Origin of the sequence: Ligilactobacillus saerimneri, assembly GCF_036689625.1 — a bacterium.
Classification (GTDB): domain Bacteria; phylum Bacillota; class Bacilli; order Lactobacillales; family Lactobacillaceae; genus Ligilactobacillus; species Ligilactobacillus saerimneri.
In genome coordinates, this window is record NZ_CP144759.1 from 1,292,734 (window position 1) to 1,307,516 (window position 14,783).

The following is a 14,783-nucleotide window of genomic DNA, read 5'->3' on the forward strand; positions in this document are numbered from 1 at the left end:
TAATTTAGGAGATGTGTTTCTATGATCAATCTCTATCTTGTCCGCCATGGACAAAGCGAAGCTAATGCTCAAGCAATCTTACAAGGAAGTCAAATTGACACCCCACTGACACCGCTAGGACGACAACAGGCGCAAATCACTGGAGAAAAGTTGCTTCCATTAACTTTTGACCATACTTATTCCTCCCCCCTCCTGCGGGCTGGTGAGACAGCTAGCATTATCACCGCTGGACAGCAACCAATAACTTTTGACCCGCGTCTTCGTGAATTTGACTACGGTATCTGGGATGGATACAAACTAAATAGCTTATCACAAAAGTATTCTGAGTATTTCAATGATATGAATCGTTTTATAGCGGAAGCAAGCAACATTCATCAGGGAGATACTTACGCAGGTATTCAAGAACAACTCCGTTCTTTTATGGATGAACTTTTCACGCGCTATCAGGCACAGGACAGTAACATTCTGGTAGTTAGCCACGGGATGACTATCAAGTTATGGGTCAGTTTTCTTATGGGGGTCACTAACCATGATATCCTCATGGAACCAGCTAATGCTGGGATCACTAGACTGCGCCTCGATGATCCTCATCACATATACTTGGACTATTACAGTAAATAATAAAAGACCTAGCCATCTGGATTGCATAATACTATGAATCCTTCATGTCTAGGTCTTTTTAATTAATCCAAAAACTTAATCAAAAAAGCGTGCATAACCTGCCATGCTTCCCCACAATAGTGCCAAAGATAAGGTAACGCCACCTAAAATATCTCCCAAATGATGAGCTGAGAAGTATAAGCGGGAAAATAGAATTAGTAACCACAAAATCACTAACAAAAGCGTTACGATAATTCGTACCCCTTTAGACTTGATCCGGGGAACTAAAATCATGATAACCATCCAAATTACCATAGTAGCTGCTAAGGAATGCCCACTCGGAAATGAAAAACCATCATCGGCTAACAAGTGGCCTGCTGGTCGCATCCGGTGGATTAATTTCTTGAGCACTAAGCCAACAACTCCCATTACCCCAAAGGTACCTACCATCCAGATGGCCAAACTCTTTCTGTACTTGAAGAATAGTACCGCAGCTATAATGAGGACAATGATCCCCATTGGGACAATATCCCCATAAGAAGCAACAAACGTCATAATATCATTCAAAAACCCACCTTGATAGTTGAGTTGGGGATGGCCAAAGTTAGCCTGCATAGTTGCAGTCACTTTATCTTCAATAGTGGTGAAGAAGTGCACATTAGCCTTGACACAGATGGTGATCAAAATAAACAAAAATAAGCTCAGCCCCGCCGCAACATTGTACCATGGGCTGCTTTCAACCCACGCTTGGGGACGCTTTTCCATAAAAATATCATTACTTGGTAACTTCATTAACCCGATCCTCTTTCTTAAATTAAACATGTTACCTGTTCATAATAGCCAAAATACGGTAGCTATTCAATCTTATTTGCTAAAAATAAAGGCGAGCGTCCCTAACCAGGTCTAGCGGTTAGCAAACGCTCGCATTTGGTTAAATTATTAATTTTTTATAAACTACAACGCCTCTTAATCCAGCAAGTCATACTTGAGCTGCATGTGGGAATGACCTTCATCCACCATTGTTCCCAAAAGTTCAACCGTGTTGGCAAAAGTCAAATCAGCCATCTTCTGGTTAGCAGTTGTCAGAGCAGCCTGTAAGGCGGCTCCTTGTAAAGCTTGGGCTTCTTGATCCGTTGCGTGCTGAATTTGGTAACAGCCGGCTACGGTCTTTTGTTCAAAGGCATCTTCTAATTCTCCATAAAGCTTGAAATTCGTATCGCCTAATTGGGACATCAGCTTGTTCAGCCAGAAGATACTGTGTAAGTTAAACTTAGCCCCTGTGTCCCGGAAGGACGCAGGCGTATCGGTAATATTCGTGTAAAATGGCACCATTGCGTTGAAGGTGTTGGGGCCAAAGCCTAACCATTGAACACCTGCCAAGCCTGCAGGAACATCATTTCTAATTTGCAAGACATGAGTTTCAAAATTCCGATTAATGCCGATTGGACGGAAACGTTTCTTTTCCGCAGGGGTTCCTTGATCCCCATAAGCATCATACGGGGTATTTTGATAATGTGATGCCATCAAGAACATAATGTCATCCACGCTAATTTTACGGTTAGCATAGGTAATAAAAGGCTGATCTTGATCCAACGGAGTGGTTGTTGACTCTGGATCAAAGTAGTGATGGACATACCATGCCCGCGGGTTGTTATAGTGTGTGTCTTTGATCGTTGCACTTCCGAAAATGTGGCGGAAATTATACCCTTCAAAATCAGGATTGAGATGGTAAGTATTGATCAACTCTTGCAGGTCTGCCGAAGCCATAAAATCAGGACTATCAAAATCAAATTCATCAATGTTTAAGCGGTTAGGGGCGACTACATACGCATCATCAGGAATCCGCCGCGCTGCCCAGTGATGGCCCCCAATTGTTTCCAAATACCAGATCTCATCATGGTCAGCAAAGGCCATCCCATTCATCTCATAAGTCCCATATTTTTCCAGCAGGTGGCCCACCCGTGTTACCCCTTCACGTGCGGTGTGGATATAAGGCAAGGTCAAAGTGACAAAGTCTTCTTCCCCCAGCCCTGCGTTGACTAATAGAGGATCAACGCCTTGAATCCGGGCGTTAGTTGTGATTGTTTCAGTTGCAGTCATCGCAACGTTTACTTCATTGATCCCCGCAGCTGCCCAGATTCCTTGCTTGCCACTGGCATCTGGTGCACTAGTATACCGCATTGGTTCTTCTGGGAGGTCTACCTCACACCCTGTGATTACACTCTTGTAGTGGCGGGGTTGATCTGCAGGATGAACTACCTTAAAGCTCTCAGGAATGATTTCCCGTCCTCCATCTTCGCTCCGGGCAATCATCGTCGAGCCATCAATTGATGCTTTTTTACCGACTAAAATTGTCGTACATTCAGTTGGTTTCATAAAAATTCGCCTCTTCTATCTATTGAGTTAATTCTATTATACGCTTCTCTAGGAAAGGAGGGAGGCCCATTTGTTTGTCCGCCGTTGCTGGAGAAAACGCACCACGCCCCGTTGCAAACGCCGCAGCCCCTCGTCTAAAGTGGCCTGCGGACAACCGATAGCCAAACGAATAAATTGATCCGCACCAAAAGTGTTACCCGCAGTAACTTTCAGCCCCACTTCCTTAATCAAGAAAGAACGGAACGCTTCGGCATCAGTATTAAGGGCACTAATATCGAGCCACATCATAGTTGTTCCAGCTGTTGGCACCCATTTAATGGTTGGGATATTGTGGTCAAGAAAATGTGCTACTTCTTGGCGATTGGCCCGAAGATAGACCAAGAGTTGATCTAACCAAGCTGCTCCGGCTTGATAAGCAGCGATTGTTCCGGCAACCGCTAGCAAGTTCGGTTCACTCAAAGCATAGTTTTTTAACGCTAAGGCTACATCCACACGTAGCTGGTTATCGGGAACAATCACCGTTGCAGCTTGGAGAGCAGCCAAATTAAATGCTTTACTTGGTGACACAACAGCAACCACGCTGGAGCGCAACGCTTTCGGTACCGCCAAGGCAGAAAAATATCCACCATCATTAAAAGTTAGGTCTCCATGGGCCTCATCGCTCAGTAAGACCACATCATTTTCTGTGCATAACTGAACAATGGTTGTTATTTCATCCTTTGTCCACACTTTTCCCGTTGGGTTATGGGGATTACATAAGATCATCAATTTAACCTTGGGATCTGCTAACTGCTGGGCTAGGCGCTCATCATCTAACTGATAGGTCAACTGTTCTGCGTCATATACCAGGTCAGTTTGTACCAGTTTTCGGCCCGTTGCAGCCAGTGCCACCATACTATAACCCGGTTTTTGCACAATAATCTTATCTCCTGGTTGGGTTAACTCACGGATAATTGCATTAACAGTTGGGCGTATCCCACTAGCAAAAATTTGCCAATCCGCTGGTATGGTTACCCCATGACGTTGTTTGAACCAGTTAGTGACCGCTGCAAAATACTGGTCTGGTACTGTTTGATAGCTATAAAAGCCTGTTTGCACCTTAGCCAGAAGTTCTTTTTGAATTGCCGGGGCGGCCAAAAAGTCCATATCTGCCAGGTCCATGGGCAAAACGGTTGCATCATCCCCCCATTTGCGTGTGTTATCCCCACGCAAGTCAACCACTTGGGTAAAATCGTACGTTTCTGTCATAATTTCACATCTTTTCCACAAACTAAACTTACTCTGGTTTGATTTTACCATGCTTAACTGGGGATAAGTTGGCTTTTATCCCCATAAAAATCAATAAATCTGTTATTTATATTTAACCCCTTAACTTATCCACATCACACAAAAAACACCAGGCGCTCAACTGTGTTGATAACCTAGTGTTTTCTTCTAATCTAATACCATTTGGTTGGTATACAACTTATAATAAAATCCCTTCTGCGCTAATAATTCTGCATGGTTTCCTTGCTCAACTACATTCCCATCTTTGAGAACAGCGATCTGATCAGCATTGATAATCGTCTTGAGCCGGTGAGCAATTACAAAACTCGTTCGTCCAGCAATGATATTGTCCATCGCTGCTTGAATTTTCGCTTCGGTAACAGTATCCACATTGGCTGTTGCCTCGTCCAGAATCAAGAAATCAGGATCCGTTAATAAAGTCCGTGCAATCGAAAGTAGCTGTTTTTGCCCAGTCGAAAAGATTCCTTGTTCCCCGTCAATCTCAGTGGCATAGCCTTGGGGTAACGTCATAATATAATCATGAATATTAGCTTGTTTAGCGGCTGCAATCATTTCTTCATCCGTTGCTGCAGGTTTGCCAAACTTAATGTTAAACGCTACTGTCCCAGTAAATAAAACTGAGTCCTGGAGCACTATTCCGATACGCGACCGCAATGATTTAAGTGTCAATGTCCGTACATCTTGTTCGTCAATGGTAACACAGCCCTGATCAACATCATAAAAGCGATTGAAAAGATTCATTACCGTTGTTTTTCCCGAACCAGTTGGTCCTACCAATGCTAACATTGTTCCCTGGGGAATGTTCAGGTCAATTCCGTGGAGAATTTCTTTATCGGGTTGGTAACCAAAGTGGGCATCCACGACTGCTACCTTTTTTGTGAGCGGTGCCAGATTCTGACCTGTCGGCACTTGATCTTCTTCTGGTTGAATTTCCACCTGATCAATCCGCTTAGCCCCTGTCAGCGCGAGCTGAATCTGGGAATAGATTGATGCTAATTGGGTCAGGGGCGAAAAATATTGCTGCGAAAACTGAACAAACGTCACAATCAACCCCAAGCCAACAGACCGCGATATCCCACTGTTCATCACAATAACTGAACCTACCGCAATTACGATGGCCAAGTTAAGGTATGACAAACCTTGTAGCAAAGGATTGAGCATTCCAGAGTAAAGTTGCCCCTTAAACATTGCCGTCCGTACCTCATCGTTATAGCGATTAAATCCAGCAATAGATTGTTGCTGCAAACCGTTAGTAATAATAACTTTTTGGCCGTTAATCTGCTCGTTAACATAACCATTGAGGGCACTGATCTTTTCTTGTTGCAAGTCAATATACTTTTTAGACTTCCGCATCAAAATTACGGTAACCAGTAAAGCCACTGGTGTCAAAGCCATTGTTACCAGGGCCAGCTGCACATTAACCCGCAGCATCAACCAAATTGTTCCAGCGAAAATCGCCACCTGGGCAATTAGTTCAAAAATAGCATTGTTGAGGGCATTGAAAATGTTATCCAAATCTGACGTAAACAGCGATAACAGCTTGCCGTCCTGGTGTGTATCGAAATACTTAATCGTTAACCGCTGGAATTTTTTAAATAAATTAACCCGCATATCATGGTTAGCAAAAGAGTTAATCCGGACTGCAATTAGCCACGATGCTAACAGAAACAACAAGAACATACTATACATCAGAATCATTAGTTTCAAATTTACTTGAAACGCTCCAATAGTTATCCGCTTCCCTGCCCGATAAGCTGCAACATACTGGGCTAATGCCGTTACTGCCCGTCCCATAAAAAGCGGAGCCACCACTTCAAAGACAACGGAGAGTAAGCTCAATACGATCATTACCAGCATTCCCCGCCAATATGGGGCTAGGTAATGCTTAAAATACTGGATTGCACTTGCTTTACGCATATTCTTCCTCCCTTCTAATGGAAATTTTGGGCATGCGCGACTTGAGTATCATAAATCTCCTTATAAAGTGGAGATGTTTGTAGTAATTCAGTATGGGTTCCTTGAGCCTGAATTCGACCATTATCTAACACAAAAATTCGATCCGCATTAACAACTGACATGATTTTTTCCGCAATAATGATCGTTGTTGTCGCACCTAATTCATGCTCCAATGCCTCTTGAACAATTTTTTCCGATTCAGCATCTAATGCCGAGGTCGTATCGTCAAGGATCAGGATCTTCGGTTGTGCAATTAAGCCCCGGGCCAAGGATAACCGCTGTTTTTGCCCCCCAGAAAGGTTAGCCGATCGCTCCTCAATCTGATGATTATACTCATCATTAAACTGAGTAATAAATTCATCAGCCCGGGCTAACCGCGCAGCCAACTGCATTTCCCGCAGTGTAGCATCCGCTTTGCCTTGCCGCAGATTATCTTTGATCGTCCCACTAAACAGGGTTGCCCGTTGTAAAACAAAACTAACTGTTCGGCGCAATGACTGCTCATTGACTTCCCGTAAGTCACGCCCTCCGACTTTAACCGTCCCTTCCGTCGGATCAAATAATCGTGGGATCAGTTGTGCCAGGGTCGTTTTTCCGGCCCCTGTTGCACCAACTAGCCCAATCATCTCTCCAGGGTGGATTTTAAAAGTGACATCCTTAAGAACTAGTCGGTCTGCCTGATCCGGATATGCAAACGAAACATGCTCGAACTCAACGCTTCCATCTAAAGCTTCTGCTGGTGCATCAGGGGAGAAAGTTAATGCTGGCTTGGTCGCCAACACTTCACTAATTCGTTCTAAAGCAACCAGCCCTCGGGACATCATGGTTAACAGCATTCCCGCGATCATAATAGCAAAAATCATTTGCATTAAATATGTAATGAACGTACTAATCGCTGTCACTTCCTGCGGATGCGCCAAAATATCCTTCCCCACCAATAGCAATGCTAATGCGACCGCCGCATAAGCCACTACCATAAATACTGGATATGATGTAACAAAGAGATTTCCAATCCGCAGATTGAGCTGGTTGAGGTCCGCGGAACGCTCTTCGAATCGGTGGCTTTCAGCTTCTTCCTGATTAAACGATTTGATCACCCTGATCCCTTGCAAAGCTTCTTTAGCTTTATTGTTGATTACGTCAATTTTCTCCTGGTAACTGGTAAATAATTTGCCCATCTGTGAAAAAACTAACCAGGCTAACAATATCATCAGCGCCATTGCAAGGGGAAAAATCCACCATAAACGCGGAATAGTTAGTACCCCCAGCACTAACGAACCAGCAAAAAGGAACGGCACCCGTACAATTTGCGTGATCCCATTCATTACCAGGTTCATCACTTGATTCATATCATTAACTAAGCGCACAACTAAACTCCCAGCTGAAAATTGGTTAATATTAGCATATGAAAAAGACTGGATCTGCGCATATAGGTCAGCCCGGAGGTCGTTGGTCACTCCTTGTGTCACTTTTGCTGCGAAGAAAACAGCTAAAATTCCAAAGATAACCCCTAGTATCCCCACAGTCGTTAGTTGCACGCCATACTGAATTAACTGGTGCTGATGGTTAGCCGTCAAAGCGTTCAAAACTGACTGAAGTAACCATGGAATCCACAGAGCAGTAAGGGTGGTGGCTGCAACTGACAAACCAGCAGCAAGCACAGTTAGCCAGTAGCGCCGAAAATATGGAAACAGAATTTTCATGACCATCCTCCTTTTAAATCGACAAAATAATAAAACGATTATACTATATTTAACCTAATTTTAACAATTTTGCTCAGCGCTGTCGCCTTTTTCAATTGCAAATGCAAAAGCGAATAGGACATAAAAAAGAAGCTGGAAAAAACAGCGGTTCTTCCCAACCTCCTCTAAAGCTTTGTTTAGTTAAGTTTATTTTTCTGACCACACCTGCTTGGCTAAGTTAAAGGCACTCCAGGCATTGGGCCAGCCAACATAAAAAGCGAGTTGCGTAATCACAGCACTAATCTCTTGCTTAGAAATGCCATTTTTCTTGGCTGTCTGCAAATGATACGGTAATTGTGCAAAAGCCCCCTTAGTAATTAATGCGGTTACTGTTAGTAACGAACGATCACGTGCACTTAAACTTTCTTCATCAGCCCATACTTCGCCAAAAAGGACGTCATCATTAAAATGAGCAAATTGAGGTGCAAAATCACCTAATTGTTCGCGGCCTGCGGTCTGTTTTACTGTCATAACTATAACCTCCTTGCGTTAATCCTGGTGCAACTTAGCATAATCAGAATCACTAACAGGTTCCAGCCATTCACTGTTCCCTTTTGTCACTGCTAAATGGGTGAACCAACTATTCTGCGTAGCTCCATGCCAATGCTTCACCCCTGCCTTAATCACCACAACATCTCCGGACTGTAACAGCCGCACCGGCTTTCCTGCTTCCTGATACCATCCCTGCCCAGCAGTCACAATGAGTATTTGATACCCATTGTGATGGATGTGCCAGTTATTACGGCATGCCGGCTCAAAACTGACACTACTGATATTGACGTCAACCATGTCATCAGGTGCAACGATGCTTTGCAAATAACTCTGTCCGCTAAAATACTTTGCATAAGCTACGTTAGGTTCACCCAAATCAAAAAGGTTATTTCTCATCTGTGCTGCTTGTTCTTGCATTAAAATGACCTCCCTTAGTTGTCTTATGCTCAGTATAATTCCCATGTTAACTCATGAAAAATACCTATTACTAGTAGTTGATCATGCAAAAAATGAATTATTATTTTGATTCTGCTGTATAATGCAGTTAGCTTTTTAGGGAGGAATACGCATGGATACTCGCATTTTACGTTATTTCTTGGTTGTAGCTGAAACCAACAACATCACTCAGGCGGCACAGCGACTTCACCTGACTCAACCTACTCTATCTCGCCAAATTCAAGAATTAGAACGGTTAGTGGGGCGACCATTATTTGACCGTAACAATCACCACCTGCAACTGAATGCGGCCGGATTATTGTTTCGCGAACGCGCGCAGGTCATTCTTGACCTGCTTGACCATGCACAAAAGGAAATCCAGACTAGTAGCGATCAATTAGTGGGAACCATCAACTTAGGCTTGGTAGAATCAGCTGTTACTCCCCGGTTGATGAGCCAAATTGACCAATTTCAAGCCCAGCATCCAGGAGTTAAATTCGCGCTTTTCGCCGGTGATGGAGATAGCCTGCGCCCCCGTCTTGACCAGGGACAAGATGACTTTGCTGCTTTAATCGAGCCTGTCGAAACCGCTAAATATCACTTTTTCAGACTTCCCGTTACTGAAGAATGGGGCGTACTTATGCGCCAAGACGACCCCCTAGCTCAACAGGATAGTATCACATCAGCACAGCTAGCTTCGCTTCCACTCATCATGGGGCGCCGGTCAATTGTTCGTGACAACGTTGCAGAGGCATTGTCCCTTTCCAGTAACCGTTTAAACGTAAAAATTACAACCAACCTTCCTGGATCCCTATCAACTTTGCTTTTGACCGGAAACTACTACCACTTAGGCATCCGCGGGGTAGCTGAGCAAATTCACGACGCCCGGTTAACATTTGTGCCACTAAGTCCCCGTACTACCAGTGCCCACTTATTGGTATGGAAGAAACAGCGTTCCCTTGCGCCAGCTGCCCGGGCTTTCTTGCACTTTTTGACCAATATAACTTCAAAATAAAGAAAGGGGCTGGGAGAAAACAGTGTTTTCTCACCAGCCGCGATCTTCATTTACTAATTTTCACAGATAACGGGGAAAATATTCGCAAGCCTAGTATCTAAGTACAAACGAAGGCCAACGCCTTACTACAAAGGTAATTTTCCTCTTACTTTTTATATCATTCAGCTAATTCAGGGAACCATAGTGCGATTTCACGTTCAGCTGATTCAACACTATCTGACGTGTGCACAACGTTGTGGATTGATTCCTTGTTGGTCCATTCCCGGGCAAAATCGCCACGGATTGTTCCCGGAGCAGCTTCTGATGGGTTGGTTGCCCCTGCCATCTTGTGTACTACGTTGATAACGTTAGTCCCAGATACCACCAAGGCAACAATTGCACCACTTTCCATGTATTTCAAAATTCCCGGGAAGAATGGCTTATCCACCAAATGACTGTAATGCTTCTTCAAAATTTCATCGTCAGCCGTCATTGTCTTAATTGCGTCAATAGTAAACCGCCGATTTTCAATTCGACTAATGATGTTCCCTACCCGGTGGTCACGAACGCCATCAGGTTTGATCAAGAGGAGCGTTCTTTCTTCTTGTTTTTCTGCAATTGCCATGAATATCATTCCTAACATATTTAATCTATTTAATTTTATACCAAATGAAAATAAAGCGCTACCTTTTAAAAAATTATGCACACTTTTCGTCACTTGGTCCCCGTACTACTGTTTCAAATTTAACTCAATAGTTATATATTTTTTGACTAATATCTTTATTAATTTATTCGCCTCTTTATTATTTAGTACAACTAATTTAATTCAGCATGCTTAGTAGTGGATTAATGTGATCTATTAAGGTTATTTAACTATATTTTTTCGTCCGTAAATCGTTTTTTCTCGTCATTTCTTAATTGAAAGTGTTTTATTTTAATTCAAGTCAAAATTATTATTTGGGTTAGAAATTTGTAATTCCATTTTTACTATCTGATCTGGTATAATATGGCGTCTTATAAAAATACTATCAAAAAGTGCACAACTGATCCTGTTGTGTTCAAAATGGAAAAGGAAGTGAAAGTGAGATGGCAAACATTTATACTCGCCGAGCAACACTAGACGATTTAGATAAAATCATGGAGATTATCAACTCTGCCAAACAATATCTAAAAGAAATCGGTAGCCCGCAATGGCAAAGTGGTTACCCTGCTAATAATGATATTGCTAAAGATATTCGCGCACATAGTGGCTACGTCTTGATTGTTGACGGACAAGTTGCGGGGTATTCAGCAATGATTATCGGCGATGACCCCATGTATGAAGTTATCACGGAGGGAAGCTGGGCCAATAATCGTGATCCTTATGCAACATTGCATCGGGTAGCTATTTCCTCCCAGTACCGTGGGCAAAATCTAAGTTCCTTCTTACTTTCAGGCTTAATTTCATTGGCAATGAGTCAAGGCGTCCGTAACCTACGTATTGATACGTTTGAAAAGAATGTCCAAATCCACCGAATCGCTGCGCGCTTTGGTTTCCAAAAACGCGGACAAATCTTGATTAACGACCCCCTCGATCCACGTCGAGTGGCATTTGAATTGAATATTGCATAAAAAAAGTGCCTTTTCATAGGCACTTTTATTTTATCCAATTCTACTATTTCCATAACAGTCCTTGAGCGTGGGTCACTTTCAAAACATCATCCCGTTTAGTAACTTTCTCATTCAAGGTGCTATTTTCTCCTGCAATTAAACTCGTGAAATTTTCTTGTCGCGCATTAGCGTTACGCTCAGCATAGTACGTAGCCAAAGTCCGATCAAACTCTTGATATGCTTGTTCATCTAAAACATCATTATATGTGTTTTCCATTACTAATAATTTTTGGGGTAAACGTGGTTTTTGTTCATGGTCTTCAGCCGGCACACCTAGCCGCAAACCTAGTACTGGGATGACCATTGCTGGCAAGTCTAAAAGTTCCGTTACAGCCTTAAGATCATTGCGAATACTTCCCAAGATCACCCCACCTAAGCCAAGGCTCTCCGCCGCTACATACATATTCTGTAACGCCAGGGTCGCATCAGCCATCCCCTGCAAGTAGAGGTCCATAGTATGCAAGCGACCATCATCAGCCCCATTTTGTCGCCGGATCTGTTGGTTACGCCGCAAATCAGCTACAAAAATAAACAGGTCCCCATTTTCTGCAATCGCTGGTTGCCGACAAATGCTAGCGAAACGACGTTTCTTTGCCAGATCTGTCACATGAATGAGCGAAAACTTCTGTAAGTATTGACTAGTTGCTGTCCGGCGTGCTACTTCATACAAAGTAGTTAGCGTTTCTTTATCTAACGGCTGGTCGGTAAATTGCCGTACCGTCCGGTGATTCAACTGTGTTGTAATAGTATCATTTGTCTGCATAAGCACCACTCCTTTTTAAGAAAGAAAAACGCAGCACCAACTTAGGTGCTACGTTAATCTATATTTAATTAGTCATTGTATCGCCACTTTGAATCAGCTACAATTCGCGCTGCAATCAAACCTAACGGTAAGGCAATAATAATCAAAATTGCTTGGGTTAACCAGTAGGCTCCCACTCCTATCGAAGTTAACCCGATATTATACGTTGCCCGATATAAATATAATCCTGGAACCATGATCACAATCGATGGAACAGTTAACGAAATCCGGGGGAAGTCCATCTTCTTATGAATCAATGATGCCAACAAGCCCGCTACTAAAGCGCCACAAAAAGCAGCTGCACTGGGGGGCATATGGCCTAAATCAACTAATTCTAACCGCAAAGTATTGGCTATGGCCCCAATCACACCAGCTGTGGTTGCCATCTTAGGTGTCGAGTTGAACATAATTGAGAAACCGAAAACCCCACAAAAACTGGCTGGTAACCGTAATAATAATAACACTAGTGGAGGTAAATTAAGCGGAATAAAGTCTGCTGGGCGCAAATGAACTGTATATGCCACTAGCCACCCGACTAGGGTCGCAACAACTACAATTGTTACCGCATGAGCTAGGCGTTCTAGTCCAGACCGCATATCCAATTTGGCAATATCGAGCCCGCTAGTAATGAATGGGAATCCTGGAATAACAAACAACATTGCACCAATATACCCCGCTTCATGCCGTTCATTGATATTAAATTTCAACAGCAATTCAAAAACTACTAAGTAAACTAGACAGGCAACCGCTACACTAACAACCGTATTGGCTAAGTGAGTCAAATGGTATTCACCCATCTTTTTACGGACGTAATTCCCCAAACCGGCCCCACAGAAACAGCAGATCATTTCAATCCAGCCACCACCGAGGAGAAAAACGAACCCAGCACAAGCTAAAGCAGATGCTAAGCCAGCAACAAACGCTGGATAATTGGCAGGCTTATTCTCAATTTTATCTAGCAAGTCATGGACTTGACGGACAGTAAGATAAGCTCCATCATTAGCAAAACGTCGCACAAAACTCTCCATTTCCCGAAGCTTATCCGTGTTAACTCCAGTTCGTGGTAAAGACAAGGCTTGAGTATAGCTCATACCATTTTCATAACAAGTGTATTCCAAAGAAACTAACCCCACGTCGGCCGAACAAGTAATACCTAGCACCCGGGACGCAGTATTCATTGATTCACGAACTCGCCAAGCACCGGTCCCGCAAGATAGCATGATGATGCCAATCCGTCCCACTAATGCAGCTTTCTCACGCAAAGGGGCTTCACGTGCGATCGTGTCACCATTTTTCTCAGCAAACTCCTCCCAAGGAATCGGCATGTGGTGACGCATGCGGGGGTTGTCTTCATATTCCATTCTCTCTCACTCTTTCTTCCAAAATTTCAATTAACTAATGATACCAACGCCGGTTGAGAACAATCACTAAAGTGACGATCATCAACAGTACTGCTATCCCCACCGTGATCTGCCAAGCATAGGGACTATCAGCGAATGGCAAGTGGTGCACATTTTCTCCATAAAAGCCCGATACAATTGTTGGAATAGATAAAACAATTGAAAAGACCGTCAAGACCTTCATCGTTTGGTTTAGATCACTGTCTAAAACTTTACCATATGCATCCGAAACCCGCTCCACAACTTCCGAAATCATCTGGGCCATTTCCAACCCCTGCTGGGCTTCGACAATAATATCATCCAAATAATCGGCTTGCTGGTCTGTCATTGAATGCCCATAGATTCGATCAAACTCCATTAACAAGGAAACATTGCCACGGAGTGAAGTAAGAATATAAACCAGATTGGTATCGATCTCCATAGATTCATTGATCACCCGACGTCCTGTCCGTTGCAAAATCTTATTTTGGAGTCTTTGCCGCTTAACATCAATCATATGGAGCGGTTCTAGATATTCAACTGATAAGCGATACATCAGCATCAAAGCAAAGTCGAGTTTATTCCCATACTCCAATTCAACTGCCTCCAATGTTTGCTCAGCCATCTGGTTAACAAACATTGTTTCCTCATTAGTAAAGACTAGTAGGTCCTTTTCCGTCAACATGATTCCGATCGGTGCTGTTTGTGGTGCTGGAATCTCATCCGTGGGAACATAAACGTCAAAAATTAATAATGTAATGCCCCGCTTTTCATCTGTTTCAACCCGGGCCTTTTCATACGGGTCGATTGCGTATTCCAACATCTCATCAGACACATGATACTTAGTCACCAATTCGTGTTGCTCTTTGATCGTTGGCTTACACACACTGATCCACCGATTTTCAGCATTAATCTGTCTAATCTTTAGCATGTTTCCCCCTCCGTCAGCTTAAATAGTTGCCTTTATTATAACGCAAAAGCCACTCTTATGCCTAAACTCACAAGTCTGCTGACAGTCACCCACAGTTCAAAAAAATAGAGGTTGGAATTTCCAACCTCATCCGTACCTA

The 14,783-nt window shown here is 43.2% G+C and carries 14 protein-coding genes; 3 read left to right on the top strand and 11 right to left on the bottom strand.

Translation table 11 applies throughout. The annotated features are described in order from the left end of the window. The first annotated feature begins 21 nt into the window (after positions 1-21). On the top strand, positions 22-621 hold the full coding sequence (locus V3C97_RS06365; RefSeq protein ID WP_027826716.1) for a histidine phosphatase family protein: 600 nt from the start codon (positions 22-24) through the stop codon (positions 619-621). 75 nt (positions 622-696) lie between these two features. On the opposite strand, the gene V3C97_RS06370 is transcribed toward V3C97_RS06365, so the two are convergent. From V3C97_RS06370 to V3C97_RS06400, 7 genes are all read right to left on the bottom strand, one after another. Further along, positions 697-1,392, bottom strand: a complete 696-nt coding sequence (locus tag V3C97_RS06370; protein WP_027826715.1) for a phosphatase PAP2 family protein — start codon at positions 1,390-1,392, stop codon at positions 697-699. Between the two features lie 174 nt (positions 1,393-1,566). Beyond that, positions 1,567-2,976: a C69 family dipeptidase gene (locus V3C97_RS06375; RefSeq protein ID WP_027826714.1), complete on the bottom strand. Its 1,410-nt coding sequence runs from the start codon at positions 2,974-2,976 to the stop codon at positions 1,567-1,569. A 48-nt stretch (positions 2,977-3,024) separates the two neighbouring features. Continuing rightward, entirely contained in the window at positions 3,025-4,224 is a 1,200-nt protein-coding gene (locus tag V3C97_RS06380) for a MalY/PatB family protein (protein WP_338434027.1), read from the bottom strand. A gap of 186 nt (positions 4,225-4,410) precedes the next feature. Then, a complete protein-coding gene (locus V3C97_RS06385; protein WP_338434028.1) occupies positions 4,411-6,180 on the bottom strand; it encodes an ABC transporter ATP-binding protein in 1,770 nt (589 codons plus the stop codon). 14 nt (positions 6,181-6,194) lie between these two features. Then, positions 6,195-7,922, bottom strand: coding sequence for an ABC transporter ATP-binding protein (locus V3C97_RS06390; RefSeq protein ID WP_338434029.1), 1,728 nt, complete (start codon positions 7,920-7,922; stop codon positions 6,195-6,197). A 186-nt stretch (positions 7,923-8,108) separates the two neighbouring features. Next, on the bottom strand, positions 8,109-8,432 hold the full coding sequence (locus tag V3C97_RS06395; RefSeq protein WP_009552100.1) for a carboxymuconolactone decarboxylase family protein: 324 nt from the start codon (positions 8,430-8,432) through the stop codon (positions 8,109-8,111). Between the two features lie 18 nt (positions 8,433-8,450). Next, positions 8,451-8,870, bottom strand: a complete 420-nt coding sequence (locus V3C97_RS06400) for a cupin domain-containing protein (RefSeq protein ID WP_338434030.1) — start codon at positions 8,868-8,870, stop codon at positions 8,451-8,453. Between the two features lie 151 nt (positions 8,871-9,021). Between V3C97_RS06400 and V3C97_RS06405 the strand changes: the two genes are divergently transcribed. Continuing rightward, entirely contained in the window at positions 9,022-9,903 is an 882-nt protein-coding gene (locus V3C97_RS06405; protein ID WP_338434031.1) for a LysR family transcriptional regulator, read from the top strand. Between the two features lie 157 nt (positions 9,904-10,060). Here the strand turns inward: V3C97_RS06405 and ndk are convergent, their stop codons facing one another. Further along, a complete protein-coding gene (ndk, locus tag V3C97_RS06410) occupies positions 10,061-10,507 on the bottom strand; it encodes a nucleoside-diphosphate kinase (RefSeq protein ID WP_027826708.1) in 447 nt (148 codons plus the stop codon). Between the two features lie 461 nt (positions 10,508-10,968). Between ndk and V3C97_RS06415 the strand changes: the two genes are divergently transcribed. Next, the gene (locus V3C97_RS06415) at positions 10,969-11,493 is read left to right on the top strand and encodes a GNAT family N-acetyltransferase (RefSeq protein ID WP_009552110.1); all 525 of its coding nucleotides are present in this window, start codon (positions 10,969-10,971) and stop codon (positions 11,491-11,493) included. A 43-nt stretch (positions 11,494-11,536) separates the two neighbouring features. Here the strand turns inward: V3C97_RS06415 and V3C97_RS06420 are convergent, their stop codons facing one another. The 3 genes from V3C97_RS06420 to V3C97_RS06430 form a co-directional block, all read right to left on the bottom strand. Further along, positions 11,537-12,295 carry an NADPH-dependent oxidoreductase gene (locus V3C97_RS06420; RefSeq protein WP_338434032.1) on the bottom strand — a complete coding sequence of 253 codons (759 nt, stop codon included), beginning with the start codon at positions 12,293-12,295 and terminating at the stop codon, positions 11,537-11,539. Between the two features lie 68 nt (positions 12,296-12,363). Next, on the bottom strand, positions 12,364-13,695 hold the full coding sequence (locus V3C97_RS06425) for a threonine/serine ThrE exporter family protein (RefSeq protein ID WP_009552116.1): 1,332 nt from the start codon (positions 13,693-13,695) through the stop codon (positions 12,364-12,366). A 34-nt stretch (positions 13,696-13,729) separates the two neighbouring features. After that, positions 13,730-14,644 carry a magnesium transporter CorA family protein gene (locus V3C97_RS06430; protein WP_009552117.1) on the bottom strand — a complete coding sequence of 305 codons (915 nt, stop codon included), beginning with the start codon at positions 14,642-14,644 and terminating at the stop codon, positions 13,730-13,732. Positions 14,645-14,783 lie beyond the last annotated feature (139 nt).